Genomic DNA, 14,526 nt, shown 5'->3' on the forward strand with positions numbered 1-14,526 from the left:
GGTCTCGTGAATCAGGTACGAGGTTATACGCCCTGGCTGACAGAGCTCATGTTGAAGTCGGGCACCCTCAGCGCGGGCATCGCAGCACGAGTGAACCAATCGCTCCATTCACGCGGCAATGTCTTTTCCGTACGCCCCGCCTCCGTCGCCCGCGACAGCAGGTCCACCGGCGACTCGTTGAACCGGAAGTTGTTCACCTCGCCGACGACCTGGCCGTTCTCGACGAGGTAGACGCCGTCCCGGGTCAGCCCCGTGAGCAGCAGCGTCGCCGGGTCGACCTCGCGGATGTACCAGAGGCAGGTCAGCAGCAGACCGCGCTCGGTGGCGGCGACCATCTCCTCCAGGGAGCGGTCCTCGCCGCCGTCGAGGATCAGGTTGCCGATGATCGGGGCGACGGGCAGCCCGGTGAGGCCCGCGCTGTGCCGGGTGGTGGAGAGACGGTTCAGCGTGCCCTCGCGCACCCAGTCCGTCGCCGACAGGGGCAGCCCGTTGTCGAACACGGAGGCGTCGTCGCCCGAGGAGTGCGTGAGCACGAAGGGCGCGGACTCGAGCCCCGGCTCGTTCGGGTCGCTGCGCAGGGTCAGCGGCAGCTCGGTGAGCTTCTCGCCGACACGGGTGCCGCCGCCGGGCTTGCTGAAGACGGTCCGGCCCTCGGCCGCGTCCCGGGCCGCCGCCGACCACATCTGGTAGATCAGCAGGTCTGCGACGGCGGTCGGCGGCAGCAGCGTCTCGTAGCGGCCGGCGGGCAGGTCGACGCGCCGTTCGGCCCATCCGAGCCGGGTCGCCAGCTCGGCGTCCAGGGCGGCCGGGTCGACGTCCTTGAAGTCCCGCGTGGACCGCCCCGCCCATGCCGAGCGCGTCCGGTCGGGCGACTTGGCGTTGAGTTCCAGTGTCCCGTTCGGCTGGTCGTGGCGCAGGCGCAGCCCCGTCGACGTACCGAGATAGCTGGAGACGAGCTCGTGGTTGGCGAAGCCGTACAGCTCGCGTCCGCCCGCACGGGCGCGGGCGAAGGACTCGCCGAGCGCCGGGGCGAAGTCGGCGAAGACGGCGGAGGAGGTCTCGGTGGGCGCGTCGGTGAAGTCGGGAGACTCCGGCACGCCGGTGACCAGCGGCTGGGCGTCCTCGGCGGGCCCCGCGCCGCGTGCCGCCGCCTCCGCGGCCCGCACCAGGGGTTCCAGCTCGTCCGCGGTCACGGCCGCGCGCGAGACGACCCCGGAGGCCGTGCCCTCACGGCCGTCGACGGTCGCGATGACGGTCAGGGTGCGCCCGCGCGTGACCCCGTTCGTGGTCAGCGCGTTGCCGGCCCAGCGCAGGTTGGCGGTCGAGTGCTCGTCGGCGATCACGACGCAGCCGTCGGTGCGGGAGAGTTCGAGGGCGCGCTCGACGACCTCGTGCGGCTTGTTCGTACGGGCGCTCATCGACCGGCCTCCTGAGTCGTGTTGAGACTGTGCTTTTCCGGGGGATAGCCACCGGACCCCCAGCCGATGCCGCGGTGGGCGCTCATCGACCGGCCTCCTGAGTCGTGTTGAGACTGTGCTTTTCCGGGGGATAGCCACCGGACCCCCAGCCGATGCCGCGGTGGGCGCTCATCGACCCGCCTCCTGAGTCGTGTTGAGGATATTGACCCCCTGGAAGAGAGCCGACGGGCAGCCGTGCGAGACCGCCGCGACCTGACCCGGCTGGGCCTTGCCGCAGTTGAAGGCACCGCCCAGGACGTACGTCCCCGGACCACCCACGGCGGCCATCGAACCCCAGAAGTCGGTGGTCGTGGCCTGGTACGCGACATCCCGCAGCTGCCCGGTGATCCGGCCGTTCTCGATCTTGAAGAACCGCTGGCCGGTGAACTGGAAGTTGTACCTCTGCATGTCGATGGACCAGGACCGGTCACCGACGACGTAGATGCCGCGGTCCACGCCCCCGATCAGGTCCTCGGTCGAGTGCCCCGCGGGGTCCGGCTGGAGCGAGACGTTGGCCATGCGCTGTACGGGCACGTGCCCGGGGGAGTCGGCGTAGGCGCACCCGTTGGACCGGTCGAAGCCGGTGAGCTTCGCGATCCGCCGGTCCAGCTGGTAGCCGACGAGGGTGCCGTTCTTCACGAGGTCCCAGGACTGCCCCTCGACGCCCTCGTCGTCGTACCCGATGGTCGCGAGGCCGTGCTCGGCGGTGCGGTCACCGGTGACGTTCATCCGCTCGGAGCCGTACCTCAGCTTGCCGAGCTGGTCGAAGGTGGCGAAGGAGGTGCCGGCGTACGCCGCCTCGTAGCCCAGCGCGCGGTCCAGCTCGGTGGCGTGGCCGATGGACTCGTGGATCGTCAGCCACAGGTTGGAGGGGTCGACGACGAGGTCGTACAGCCCCGCCTCGACGCTCGGGGCCCGCATCTTCTCGGCGAGCAGCTCCGGGATCCGCGCGAGCTCGGACTCCCAGTCCCAGCCGGTGCCCGTCAGGTACTCCCAGCCGCGTCCGACCGGCGGCGCGATGGTGCGCATGGAGTCGAACTCGCCGCTGGACTCGTCGACGGCGACGGCGGTGAGCTGCGGGTGGAGCCGCACGCGCTGCTGGGTGGTCACGGTCCCGGCGGTGTCGGCGTAGAACTTGTTCTCGTGGACGGTCAGCAGCGAGGCGTCGACGTGATTGACGCCGTCGGCCGCGAGCAGCCGAGTGCTCCAGTCCGCGAGCAGTCCGGCCTTCTCCTCGTCCGGCACGGAGAAGGGGTCGATGTCGTACGACGAGATCCACGTCTTCTCGGCGTGCACCGGCTCGTCCGCCAGTTCCACGCGTTCGTCGGAACCCGCCGCCCTGATCACCTGGGCCGAGAGCTTCGCCATCGCCACGGCCTGCGACGCGACCTTCGCGGCCGCGTCCATCGTCAGATCCACACCTGACGCGAACCCCCAGGTCCCGCCGTGCACCACCCGCACCGCGTACCCCAGGTCCGTGGTGTCCGACGATCCGGCCGGCTTGGCGTCCCGCAGCCGCCAGGACGCGCTGCGTACCCGCTCGAACCGGAAGTCCGCGTGCTCGGCCCCCAGCGCGCGCGCCCGCGCGAGCGCGGCGTCGGCCAGGGCCCGCAGTGGCAATGCCGTGAAGGCTTCGTCGATGGAATGAGGCACGGAGGTCTCCCTGCTGTCGTGGCCTGTCGGGTCCGATCATGTCGCGCGGGCGGGTGCGGGGGCCACATCTTTCCGTTCGCGCATCGAGGCTTTCTGTAGGGATCCGACAGTGAGTCCCCCGCGCCACTGTCGGTGCCCGATTCTCCGGGAGGCGTAGGGGACCGATAGGTTTCCAAGGAAGGCGCCTGTCTTGCAGGGGTTTCAGACAGCTATCGAAAGGGTGATCCGTTGAGCCGCTCGGTTCTCGTCACCGGAGGCAACCGGGGCATCGGCCTCGCCATCGCCCGCGCGTTCGCCGATGCCGGCGACAAGGTCGCGATCACATACCGCTCGGGTGAGCCGCCGGCTGCCCTCACCGCATTGGGCTGCCTCGCCGTCAAGTGCGACATCACCGACACCGAGCAGGTGGAGCAGGCCTACAAGGAGATCGAGGCCGAGCACGGCCCCGTCGAGATCCTGGTCGCCAACGCGGGCGTCACCAAGGACCAGCTTCTGATGCGGATGTCCGAGGAGGACTTCACCTCCGTCCTCGACACCAACCTGACCGGCGCCTTCCGGGTCGTCAAGCGTGCCAACCGTGGGATGCTCCGTGCCAAGAAGGGACGGGTCGTCCTCATTTCGTCGGTCGTGGGGCTGCTCGGCTCCGCGGGGCAGTCGAACTACGCCGCCTCCAAGGCCGCCCTGGTCGGCTTCGCGCGTTCGCTCGCCCGTGAACTCGGCTCGCGCAACATCACCTTCAACGTCGTCGCGCCCGGTTTCGTCGACACCGACATGACCAAGGCGCTCACCGACGAGCAGCGTGCGGGCATCGTCGCCCAGGTGCCGCTCGGCCGGTACGCGCAGCCCGAGGAGATCGCCGCGACGGTGCGGTTCCTCGCCTCGGACGACGCCTCGTACATCACTGGAGCCGTCATTCCGGTTGACGGCGGACTGGGAATGGGTCACTGATCACCATGAGCGGAATTCTCGAGGGCAAGCGCGTCCTGATCAGCGGTGTGCTGATGGAGTCCTCCATCGCCTTCCACGCCGCAAAGCTGGCCCAGGAGCAGGGCGCGGAGATCATCCTGACCGCGTTCCCGCGGCCCACACTGACCGAGCGCATCGCCAAGAAGCTGCCGAAGCCCACCAAGGTCATCGAGCTCGACGTGACGAACGACGAGCACCTCGGCCGTCTCGCCGACATCGTCGGCGAGGAACTGGGCGGCCTGGACGGCGTCGTGCACTCCATCGGCTTCGCGCCGCAGGACGCGCTCGGCGGCAACTTCCTCAACACGCCGTTCGAGTCGGTCGCCACGGCCATGCACGTCTCGGCGTTCTCCCTGAAGTCGCTGACCACGGCCTGCCTGCCGCTGATGCAGAACGGCGGCTCGGTCGTCGGTCTCACCTTCGACGCGCAGTACGCGTGGCCGCAGTACGACTGGATGGGCCCGGCCAAGGCCGCCCTGGAAGCCACCAGCCGCTACCTCGCCCGTGACCTGGGCAAGCAGAACATCCGCTGCAACCTGATCTCCGCGGGCCCGCTCGGCTCCATGGCCGCCAAGTCCATCCCGGGCTTCAGCGACCTGGCCGCCGTCTGGGACAGCCGCTCCCCGCTGGAGTGGGACCTCAAGGACCCGGAGCCGGCCGGCAAGGGCATCGTCGCGCTGCTGAGCGACTGGTTCCCGAAGACCACCGGCGAGATCATCCACGTGGACGGCGGACTGCACGCCATCGGCGCCTGATTTCCCCCATCCGGCCGACGCCCCCTCTCCCGCAGCGCGGGGAGCGGGGCGTCGCCCGTTCGGCCTAGTCGGCCGGGCGTCCAGGGCATCGCACCGCGCACGCTGGAACTACGCACCGCCCCGCAGCCGTACGGCCGAGGAGGTCCCCTTGTGCGCCTGTCCCGCCGTTTTGCCCCGGTGTTCGCCGCTGTCGCCCTCATGATGGTTCTGCCGTACGACGCCGTGCCCCACACGCGCGTAGTGCACGGAAACCTCCCCGTCCCCCAGCCTTTCGGCGCTGAGTGCCGCACCACGGTCCAGGGTTCGCACGTGACCGCCTACTGCCACAACCCCTACCCGGAGACCGACCGGGTCGCCCTGCACATCGAGTGCGACCGCTGGTGGGACATCGACACCGACACCGACCCGGTCGACGCGGGCCCCGCGATGACGGTCCGGCTGGCCGGCCGGTGCTGGGAGGAGGTCCGGTCGGCGTGGGTCAGCCACCAGAAGTGACCGTGTTCGTCAGCGGTCAAAGGCCGAGGGCCTGAGCCGTCCCGGACGGCACTGGAACGGATAGCCCCCGGCTTCCGCGCCTGCCGTCTCCGTGTCCCCCGCGCGGATCGCGTCGACGAGCCGTGCGTGGTCCATGTACGTCTCAGGCGTCAGCTTCCCGCCGACGTCCTCGCGCAGCCAGTCGCGCAGCACCTCGCCCAGGTCCGCGTACATCGCCGTCATGACGTCGTTGTGGGACGCGGCCACCACCGCCAGGTGGAAGGTCGCGTCGGCGGCCACGAAGGCCTCCGCGTCACCCGACTCCCAGGCCTCCTCCCGCCGTACGAGCAGCGCGTCGAGCTGCTTCAGATCGCGCTCGGTGCGCCGCTCGGCGGCCAGCTTCGCCGCGCTCGACTCCAGCGTGGCGCGCAGCTCTGCGATGTGCCGCGGATCGGCGTCGGCGAAGCGCCGGTGCATGACGCCCGCGAGTTCGCTGGTCGCCACGACATAGGTGCCCGAGCCCTGGCGGATGTCGAGCAGACCGTTGTGGGCCAGCGCGCGGACGGCCTCGCGGACCGTGTTGCGAGCGACGCCCAGCTGGTCGACCAGCTCCGGCTCGGTGGGGATGCGGGAGCCGACCGGCCACTCGCCCGAGGTGATCTGGTTCCGCAGCTCGGCGATGACCTGCTCGGACAGCGCCGAACGGCGGGGCTGGCTCAGCGGCATGGAGGTCCTTCGTACGGGCCCGGTGTGATCGTTCGCGCGGGGCCGGAGAATCCGGAGATTAACGCAACGGGATTGGACAGCCAATCATCCCATGATTCTATGATGGGCTTCATGGTGAGCGAGGAGACCCGGACGACGACGTCCACACCCATACGCAGTTCCGCCGAGGGCACGGAGCCCCGATCGCAGCCCACGCGCGTGTGGATGACACGGCTGGTGACGGTCGGCATCGTCCTCGCGGCCCTCAACCTGCGCCCCGCCATCACCAGCTTCGGAGCACTCCTGGAAGACGTGCGCGACGGGCTCGGCATGAGCGGCAGTGTCGCCGGACTGCTCACCTCCGTACCCCCGCTCTGCTTCGCCGTCTTCGGCGTCATGGCGCCGCGCCTCGCCCGCCGCTTCGGACCCGGCGCGGTCGTCTGCGCCGGAATGGTCGCCATCACGGCGGGGCTCGCGATCCGGCCGTACACCGGGAGCGCGGTCGGCTTCCTGGCCGCCAGTGCCCTCGCACTGATGGGTATCGCCGTCAGCAACGTCCTGATGCCGGTGATCGTCAAACGCTGGTTCCCGGACCGGGTCGGCTCCATGACCGGCCTCTACTCGATGGCGCTCGCCCTGGGCACCTCGGCCGCGGCGGCGGTGACCGTGCCCGTGACCGACGCCCTGGGCGGCGGCTGGCAGTCGGGCCTCGCGGTGTGGGCGGGCCTGGCGGCGGCCGCCGTACTGCCGTGGATCGCGCTGGTACGCGCGCGGGGCGCCGATTCCCGCGACGGCGAGCCGGTGCGGGCGGCACACCCCGCCTCGCGGGAACCAGGCGCATTGCGCGTCACCCGCAGCCGGACCGCCTGGGCGCTCGCCGTCTTCTTCGGACTCCAGGCCACCGCCGCGTACATCACGATGGGCTGGATGGCGCAGATCTTCCGCGACGCGGGTGTCTCCGCGGGCACCGCGGGGCTGCTCCTCGCCGTCACGATGGTGATGGGCGTGCCCCTGGCCTTCGTCATCCCGCGCCTCGCCACCCGTATGCCCCACCAGGGGCCGATCGTGGTCGCGCTCGGTGTCTGCGGCCTCGCGGGATACGCGGGCCTCTACCTCGCCCCGGCGGGCGGAGCCTGGGCCTGGGCCCTCCTGCTCGGTGTCTCCAACTGCGCCTTCCCGCTGGCCCTCACCATGGTCGGCATGCGGGCCAGGACCGGTGCGGGCGTCGCCCAGCTGTCGGCGTTCGCGCAGAGCACCGGGTATCTGATCTCGATCCCCGGCCCCCTCCTCGTGGGCGTGCTCTACCAGCACAGCGGCGGCTGGGGGCTGCCGATCGCGCTCATGGCCGCCCTGATGATCCCGCAGATCGCGGTGGGCGTCCTGGCCGGCCGGGACCGCACGGTGGAGGACGAGGCCGCGCCCGGCCGCCGCACCTGAGACCCCCTGAGCGCGGAGGTGGGGACGAAGGGTGCGAGACTGGCCTTATGGCGCTCGACCCGAACCCCCAGAACGGCCAGAAGAAGCTGCTGCTCGTGCTCGGCGCGATGCTGGCCATCACCGTGATCATCGGCATCATCGCGTCGATCGCCTCACCCTGACCGCCACCGCGTGCCCCCTGGGACGCCGATGGTGGGGCTAGCCCCCCTGTCCCCTAGGGGGTGAGTGTCAGGGTCAAGTGGGTGGATCACCGGATGGGTTGACGGCCCAGGAATCCGTACCTTCGAGTTGTGGCCGCGAGGACGCGGACCACGGAGCACTCGAAGCCCCACGGAGGCGGCATGTCGGCCCGTACGCACACCCGGCCCCACCCGGCGACCCCGGGCGGCGTGGACATCCGGCTGCCCTGGTGGGCCCTCGCCCTGCCCGCCCTCGCCTTCGTGGCCCTGCTGCTCCTGATACTGAACCCGGCGGACGCGCACGCCGCAGGCGGCGACCCCGCGATCACCCACCTCTTCGAGCGCGTCCAGCAGACTGTGCTGCACCAGACCCCCTGAGCCTCCCTGGGGAGCAGGTCAACTCTCAGCGCCGCATGGCGTGTTTCATGCGAAGCTGGGACCCATGAGCGTCGCAGAACCCCGCAGGATTGTCCTCTTCCGGCATGCGAAAGCCGACTGGCCACAGGTGTCCGACCACGAGCGGCCGCTCGCTGACCGGGGCCGTAAGGACGCCGCCCTCGCCGGACGCAAGCTGGCCGATACCGGGATCCCTCTCGATATGGCCCTCTGCTCCACGGCGACCCGCACCCGGGAAACCTGGAAGATCGCCGTCCACGAGCTCCCGCACCGGCCGAAAACCGTCTATGAGGAGCGGCTCTACGAGGCCTCGCCCGGCGAGCTGATCGCCGTACTCAACGAGACCCCGGACGACGCGCACAACGTGGTCCTGATCGGCCACAACCCCGGCATCCAGGGCCTCGCCGACGTTCTGGCCGGACAGGCCGAGGGCGACACCCGCGCCCGGATGGCCGCCCACGGCTTCCACACGGGCGCCTTCGCCGTGCTCTCCGTCGAGGGCTCCTGGAAATCCCTGGAGCCCGGAGTGTGCACGCTGACCGACTACTGGGCGCCGACCGAGTAACCCACCCGACTGGGACGAGGGTCCGGCACCAGCACGTGTGCCGGGCCCTCGCCGACGTATGTCCGGGCCTCAGTGGTCGCCGAGGTGCATGTCCGCCGCCTCGACCTCTTCGCGGGTGACACCCAGCAGATACAGCACGGTGTCCAGGAAGGGGAAATTCACCGCGGTGTGCGCGGCCTGGCGGACGACGGGCTTGGCGTTGAAGGCGACGCCGAGACCGGCCGCGTTGAGCATGTCGAGGTCATTGGCCCCGTCGCCGATCGCCACGGTCTGGGCGAGCGGCACCCCCGCCTCGGCGGCGAACCGGCGCAGCAGCCGTGCCTTGCCCGCACGGTCCACGATCTCCCCGGTGACCCTGCCCGTGAGCTTCCCGTCGACGATCTCCAGCGTGTTGGCCTGCGCGAAGTCGAGCCCGAGCCGCTCCTTCAGATCGTCCGTGACCTGCGTGAATCCGCCCGAGACGACACCGACTTGGAAACCGAGCCGCTTCAGCGTACGGATCAGCGTGCGCGCGCCCGGTGTCAGCCGCACCTCCTCGCGCACCTTGGTCACCACCGACTCGTCCAGCCCCTTGAGCAGCGCCACACGCGCGTGCAGCGACTGCTCGAAGTCCAGCTCCCCGCGCATCGCCGCCGCCGTCACCTCGGCGACCTGCTCCTCGCACCCGGCGTGCGCTGCGAAGAGCTCGATCACCTCGTCCTGGATGAGCGTCGAGTCCACATCCATGACGACCAGACGCTGTGCCCTGCGGTGCAGCCCCGCCGCCACCACCGCGATGTCCACTCCGAGCGCCGCGGCCTCGGTCACCAGCGCGGTGCGCAGCGCCTCGGTCCCCGTACCGGACACGGCGAACTCGACCGCCGTCACCGGGTACTTGGCGAGCCGGAAGATACGGTCGATGTTGCCGCCGGTCTTGGTGATCCGGGCGGCGATCGCGGCCGTCGACTCGGCGGTGAGCGGATGCCCGAGCACGGTGACGAGGGACCGCCCGAGGCCGCGCGGCCGGTTGTCGCCGAGGCCGGAGATGATCTCCGCCTGCATCTTCATCGACTCCGCCCAGCTGTGGACGGTGGCCCGCAGATCGCCCTCCAGGCCGGCCGGCGGCTCGGTCACGAGCGCGCAGAGCACGATCCGGCCACGGGTGACGACCTGCTCGATGTCGACCACCTCGACGGAGTAGGCGGCGAGGGTGTCGAAGAGTCCGGCCGTGATACCCGGCCGGTCCTTGCCGAAGATCTTGACGAGGAGAGTGGGGACCTCGGGGGTCTGCGAAGCGCTCATGGTGACTCCACCGTATCCGGCACCCAGTGCCTTCCGCCCCTGAGGTCCGTCCAGCGGACGGGGAACACTGGGTGTCGCAGCGGTGTCGAGCGCGTTGCCCGGCAACGGCGATCAGCTCTGCCGCCCCGGCCCCGGCGGCGCGGTAGGTCCCTGGCCGGGCGGCGGCTGCGGCGGAGGCGGCACATTGTGCCCCCGTGGCCGCCGCTTCTGCGGTCCGGGTGGCGGCGCCATCGGCCGGACGACCGTCGGCGCGCCGTACACGTCGTCGGGCGAGCGCGGCCGCTCCGACGGCCGACCGTCGGCGGGTTCCCGCAGTGCGTCGGGCAGCCGCAGATAGGGATTGGTGTCGGGGTTCGCCGGCCGGTACGGCGCGCTCGGAGCGTACGGTCCGCTCTGCCCGGGGAGGTCAGGGGCGGGCGCGGTGACCGGGGGACCCGCGTCACCCAGTGCCAGCGGCGCCGCCCGCCGCCCCGCGGCCCCGCTCGCGTACGCCAGCAGCGCCCCCGCCGCCCCCGTGGCCGCACCCCAGGCGGCGCCGAGCAGCAGCGCCACGCCCAGATGCCCGTGCAACCGGATTCCGGCACCGAACGCGTCGATGCCGAACACCGACAGCGAGGCGTCCACGGACACGTCCGTCAGCCACGCCAGCAGCGGCAGCGCCAGCGCCGTCACGATGCCGAGCCGAAGAGCGCAGCGCCCGGCGAAACCGAGGGCGCCCCCTCCTCGTACATCGGGAGCAGCCGGTGTTCCCACCGAAGCCGCACCCTGCCCCCGTACAAAAGGCGTACGCGAGGCGGCGAGGACGCCCGCGAACAGCATCATGACCGCGGTCGCGACCCCCAACAGCCACACCCGTCCGTCGAGTTCGGCGAGCCGGCCCAGGGTGACGGGCTGATCGGAGTCGACGCTCAGCAACCGGTCCAGTGGGTGGGGGAGCAGCTTGGCGAGTTCGCCGGTGGCCTTGCCGTCCCAGGGCACGAAGAGGCCGATCGGGATGCCGAGCCACACCCCGTTGGGCGCGCCGAGCAGCGCGGCGCCCGCGATCAGCTTGGGATGGGGATCACCGATCGCCGCGTACGCCGCCGCCGCGAGGCCCGAGAGGACCGCCACCAGGAACACCGTGACCAGCGCGGACACGGCCGGGCGCACCATCCGGTGCACGCCCTCCCAGCCGCGCGGCAGCGGGGTGCGCCGGGAGGCGAGCAGGGCGATCACCAGGATTCCGGCCGCCCAGGCCGCGCCGCCCAGCAGCGTGGGCACCGTGTCGACGGTGAAGCCCACGGCCGCCTGCGCGTGCACCAGGTCGCCGATCTTGCCGGGCAGCAGTCCGCCGAGGTCCCCGAGCCCGCCGGGGAGCTTGTCGGTGATGTTCCCGAGGCCGCCGCCGCCCGTCACCCGGTCGAGGCCGAGCTTGCTCCCGTCGATCGTGATGATGTCGTGCCCGGCCCAGGCGAGCCCGCCCAGCGTCGCCACGAACAGCACGACCACCGCGCCCGCGCGCGCGAGGAGTTCGGACGGCGCGATCACAACTCCCGCCCCGCGCAGGGAGCGCAGGAAGAAGAAGGAGAGCAGGAGCGCGCCCACCAGTCCCACGCCCAGTGGCGTGATCTGTATGGCCGTGTGCGCCTCCGCCCCCTTCAGACCGAAGGCCGACACATCGCCGGACGGTTTGACCGCACCATTGGCCCCAAGGGCCACCACCGCCGCGGTCATCGGCCCGAGCGAGCCCGCTGCGTCCGCGCCGACCAGATGCAGACCGAGCGCGGCCGTGCCCGCCATCGCGATCAACGCCCAGCTCACCGAGGCGATCGCGGACAACAGCACATCCCCCCACGGCAGTCGCCTGCCGTGTCCCGCGGTGTCGTTGCTCATCGTCAGACCCCCCGATCCGCGCCGCGGCGGCATCACCGCGGATGTCCCCCTCGCGTGGGATTACCACTCTCCGGGCCGGTTTCAACCCCGTCAACAGAAACGGGCAACCCGCCCGTACGCGCTCTTCACATGGCCCGACTTTCGGTCAGGGGGCTGCTCCTGAAATAGTTCCCCCCGATGTTCGACATCCCTAGACTCCCTGTGATGGGGGAACTTCGGGGGACAACTCAGTGGGGCATGGAGTGCCGGAACTCGTACTGGAATTGAATGGACGGACCTGGACGCTCGATGCGTCCAGGCCATACACCCTCGGACGTGATCCGCAGGGGGACGTCGTGCTCGACGACGCCAGGGTCTCCTGGCGTCACGCCACGATGAGCTGGGACGGCCGGAGTTGGGTCATCGAGGACCACGGCAGCACCAACGGCACCTTTGTGCAGGGGCAGCGGATCCATCGGATGGAGATCGGCCCCGGTTCGGCCGTGCACCTCGGCAACGCGACCGACGGCCCGCGCCTGAACCTCTCCGGCGCCGCGGCCGCCGTCGCGCAGCCTCAGCAGCAGCCCTACGCCGCGCAGGGCGCGAGCCCCGGCTGGGCACAACAGGCACCGCAGCAGCAGACGCCGGAACACAGTCACCAGCAGCCGCAGCAGCCCGCGGCGCGAGTGCCGCAGCAGCAGGGACCCGGTGGTGGCGCGGGGGCGCCGCCGGTCTACGGCGACCGCAGCCCGACCACCTTCCACCAGCTCGACCTCGGCCGGGTGATGCGCATCGGTCGTGCGCTGGAGAACGAGCTGGTCGTCTCCGACCTCCAGGTCTCGCGCCACCACGCCGAGTTCCACGCGACGCCCGACGGCCGCTTCGAGATCCGCGACCTCGGCTCGCACAACGGCACCTACGTCAACGGCCAGCCGATCGCCAAGGGCGGCTCGGCGCTGCTCGGCCCGAACGACATCGTCGGCGTCGGCCACTCGACGTTCCGCCTGGTCGGCGACCGGCTCGAGGAGTTCGTCGACACCGGTGAGGTCTCCTTCTCGGCCCGCCATCTGACGGTGACGGTCGACGGCGGCAAGCAGATCCTCAAGGACGTCTCCTTCGGCGTCCCCGAGAAGTCGCTCATCGCGGTCATCGGCCCCTCGGGCTCCGGCAAGTCGACGCTCCTGAAGGCGCTCACGGGCTACCGCCCCGCCAACCAGGGTGACGTCCTCTACGACAACCGGAACCTGTACAAGCAGTTCGCCGAGCTGCGTCAGCGCATCGGTCTGGTCCCGCAGGACGACATCCTGCACAAGGAACTCACCGTCAAGAAGGCCCTCAAGTACGCGGCCAAGCTGCGCTTCCCCGCCGACACCACGGCGGCCGAGCGTGAGGCCCGCATAGACGAGGTGCTGCGCGAGCTGAAGCTGGACATCCACAAGGAGAAGAAGGTCACCTCCCTCTCCGGCGGCCAGCGCAAGCGCGTCTCGGTGGCACTGGAGCTGCTGACCAAGCCGTCGCTGATCTTCCTGGACGAGCCGACCTCAGGTCTCGACCCGGGCATGGACCGGGACGTCATGCAGCTGCTGCGCGGCCTGGCCGACGACGGCCGTACCGTCCTCGTCGTCACGCACTCCGTGGCCGAGCTGGCGATCTGCGACAAGCTGCTGGTGATGGCACCGGGCGGTTCGGTCGCGTACTTCGGTCCGCCGGAGGAGGCCCTCAACTTCTTCGGCTACGAGACCTGGGCCGATGTCTTCTCCGCCTTCGAGAACTACCGCGACTACGACTGGGCGGGCCGCTGGAAGGGCTCGCAGCACTACCAGATGTATGCCGCGGACATCGACGCCGTCGCCCCGCAGTCGGCCAATGTGACGCCGCCGCAGGCGATGAAGCCGCCGAAGCCGCAGGGCTGGTTCTCCCAGCTCAGCACGCTGGTACGGCGCTATGTGTCGGTGATCGTGTCCGACAAGGGCTTCCTGGCGCTGACGGTGATCCTGCCGGCCGTGCTCGGCGCGGTGAGCCTGCTCATCGACCCGAACAAGACCCTGCTGGTGAACCCGCAGGTGAACCCGAAGACCGGCGTGCACGTACCGAACGGCACGGCCACCACGGTGCTGCTGATCCTCGCGGTCGGCGCCTGTTTCGCGGGCGCGGCGAACTCCGTCCGTGAGCTGATCAAGGAACGGGTGATCTACGAGCGTGAGCGCGCCACCGGCCTGTCCCGCTCGGCGTACCTGATGTCCAAGGTGGTCGTGCTCGGCGTGGTCACCGTGCTGCAGGGTGCCATGGTCGGCGCGATCGGTTTCACCAGCCGCACCAAGCCCACCGAGGGCGTGGTCTTCGGCCATTCGGTGCTGCTGGAACTCTCCATCCCGATCATGGCGCTGGGCTTCGCCTCGATGATGTTCGGCCTGGTCATCTCCTCGCTGGTGAAGACGGCCGAGAAGACCATGCCGCTGCTGGTCATGTTCGCGATCATCCAGGTCGTGTTCACCGGCTGCCTGTTCATCCTGAACGGCAAGATCGGCGTCAACGAGTTCTCGTACCTGATGCCCTCGCGCTGGGCGGTCGCCGCCGCCGGCGCCACGCTGGACTTCAACAACATCAGTCCGAACACGGACGACCCGTCCAGCACGGACCCGCTGTGGAACCACACGGCGTCCGCCTACGGCATGGACATCGTCGCGCTGCTCGTCCTCGCCGCCGTCTGCGGCTTCTTCGTGGCGCGCTTCCTGCGCCGCCACGAGCCCGAGGTCATGCGCAAGTAGTCCCGCGCGTACGTACGCCGAAGGGCGGCACCCCAACAC

At 70.5% G+C, this 14,526-nt stretch carries 14 protein-coding genes; 8 read left to right on the top strand and 6 right to left on the bottom strand.

Annotated features, from left to right (window positions below; genetic code table 11):
- Positions 1-23: 23 nt before the first annotated feature.
- A complete protein-coding gene (locus ABZ656_RS09905) occupies positions 24-1,418 on the bottom strand; it encodes a metallopeptidase TldD-related protein (protein WP_101405931.1) in 1,395 nt (464 codons plus the stop codon).
- A 168-nt stretch (positions 1,419-1,586) separates the two neighbouring features.
- Positions 1,587-3,110 carry a TldD/PmbA family protein gene (locus ABZ656_RS09910; protein WP_101405932.1) on the bottom strand — a complete coding sequence of 508 codons (1,524 nt, stop codon included), beginning with the start codon at positions 3,108-3,110 and terminating at the stop codon, positions 1,587-1,589.
- A gap of 228 nt (positions 3,111-3,338) precedes the next feature.
- Here ABZ656_RS09910 and fabG point away from each other — a divergent pair, with 228 nt between their 5' ends.
- Complete coding sequence (gene fabG, locus ABZ656_RS09915) at positions 3,339-4,058, top strand: 3-oxoacyl-[acyl-carrier-protein] reductase (protein WP_075026117.1); 720 nt, start codon at positions 3,339-3,341, stop codon at positions 4,056-4,058.
- 5 nt (positions 4,059-4,063) lie between these two features.
- Positions 4,064-4,831 (top strand): enoyl-ACP reductase FabI, encoded by a 768-nt coding sequence (gene fabI, locus ABZ656_RS09920; RefSeq protein WP_101405933.1) that lies wholly within the window; start codon positions 4,064-4,066, stop codon positions 4,829-4,831.
- A gap of 108 nt (positions 4,832-4,939) precedes the next feature.
- On the opposite strand, the gene ABZ656_RS09925 is transcribed toward fabI, so the two are convergent.
- Complete coding sequence (locus tag ABZ656_RS09925) at positions 4,940-5,077, bottom strand: hypothetical protein (RefSeq protein ID WP_360266324.1); 138 nt, start codon at positions 5,075-5,077, stop codon at positions 4,940-4,942.
- Here ABZ656_RS09925 and ABZ656_RS09930 point away from each other — a divergent pair.
- Complete coding sequence (locus ABZ656_RS09930; RefSeq protein ID WP_360266321.1) at positions 5,030-5,326, top strand: hypothetical protein; 297 nt, start codon at positions 5,030-5,032, stop codon at positions 5,324-5,326. The genes ABZ656_RS09925 and ABZ656_RS09930 overlap by 48 nt on opposite strands.
- Before the next feature lie 9 nt (positions 5,327-5,335).
- Here the strand turns inward: ABZ656_RS09930 and ABZ656_RS09935 are convergent, their stop codons facing one another.
- Positions 5,336-6,031, bottom strand: coding sequence for a FadR/GntR family transcriptional regulator (locus ABZ656_RS09935; RefSeq protein WP_360266293.1), 696 nt, complete (start codon positions 6,029-6,031; stop codon positions 5,336-5,338).
- Between the two features lie 99 nt (positions 6,032-6,130).
- On the opposite strand from ABZ656_RS09935, the gene ABZ656_RS09940 reads away from it, so the two are divergent.
- From ABZ656_RS09940 to ABZ656_RS09955, 4 genes are all read left to right on the top strand, one after another.
- The gene (locus tag ABZ656_RS09940; protein WP_360266296.1) at positions 6,131-7,447 is read left to right on the top strand and encodes a CynX/NimT family MFS transporter; all 1,317 of its coding nucleotides are present in this window, start codon (positions 6,131-6,133) and stop codon (positions 7,445-7,447) included.
- 47 nt (positions 7,448-7,494) lie between these two features.
- Positions 7,495-7,608, top strand: coding sequence for an SGM_5486 family transporter-associated protein (locus tag ABZ656_RS09945; RefSeq protein ID WP_097284109.1), 114 nt, complete (start codon positions 7,495-7,497; stop codon positions 7,606-7,608).
- A 180-nt stretch (positions 7,609-7,788) separates the two neighbouring features.
- On the top strand, positions 7,789-8,004 hold the full coding sequence (locus ABZ656_RS09950; RefSeq protein ID WP_054232224.1) for a hypothetical protein: 216 nt from the start codon (positions 7,789-7,791) through the stop codon (positions 8,002-8,004).
- Positions 8,005-8,068: 64 nt separating this feature from the next.
- Positions 8,069-8,587 (top strand): histidine phosphatase family protein, encoded by a 519-nt coding sequence (locus ABZ656_RS09955; RefSeq protein ID WP_101405937.1) that lies wholly within the window; start codon positions 8,069-8,071, stop codon positions 8,585-8,587.
- Positions 8,588-8,656: 69 nt separating this feature from the next.
- Here the strand turns inward: ABZ656_RS09955 and serB are convergent, their stop codons facing one another.
- Together serB and ABZ656_RS09965 are read right to left on the bottom strand one after the other, a co-directional pair.
- A complete protein-coding gene (gene serB, locus ABZ656_RS09960) occupies positions 8,657-9,868 on the bottom strand; it encodes a phosphoserine phosphatase SerB (protein WP_101405938.1) in 1,212 nt (403 codons plus the stop codon).
- 111 nt (positions 9,869-9,979) lie between these two features.
- The gene (locus ABZ656_RS09965) at positions 9,980-11,740 is read right to left on the bottom strand and encodes a streptophobe family protein (protein WP_101405939.1); all 1,761 of its coding nucleotides are present in this window, start codon (positions 11,738-11,740) and stop codon (positions 9,980-9,982) included.
- A gap of 242 nt (positions 11,741-11,982) precedes the next feature.
- Between ABZ656_RS09965 and ABZ656_RS09970 the strand changes: the two genes are divergently transcribed.
- Entirely contained in the window at positions 11,983-14,487 is a 2,505-nt protein-coding gene (locus ABZ656_RS09970; RefSeq protein WP_101405940.1) for an ABC transporter ATP-binding protein/permease, read from the top strand.
- The last annotated feature ends 39 nt before the right edge of the window (positions 14,488-14,526 follow it).

The sequence above is a fragment of the Streptomyces sp. NPDC007095 genome (assembly GCF_040634475.1).
Taxonomy (GTDB): domain Bacteria; phylum Actinomycetota; class Actinomycetes; order Streptomycetales; family Streptomycetaceae; genus Streptomyces.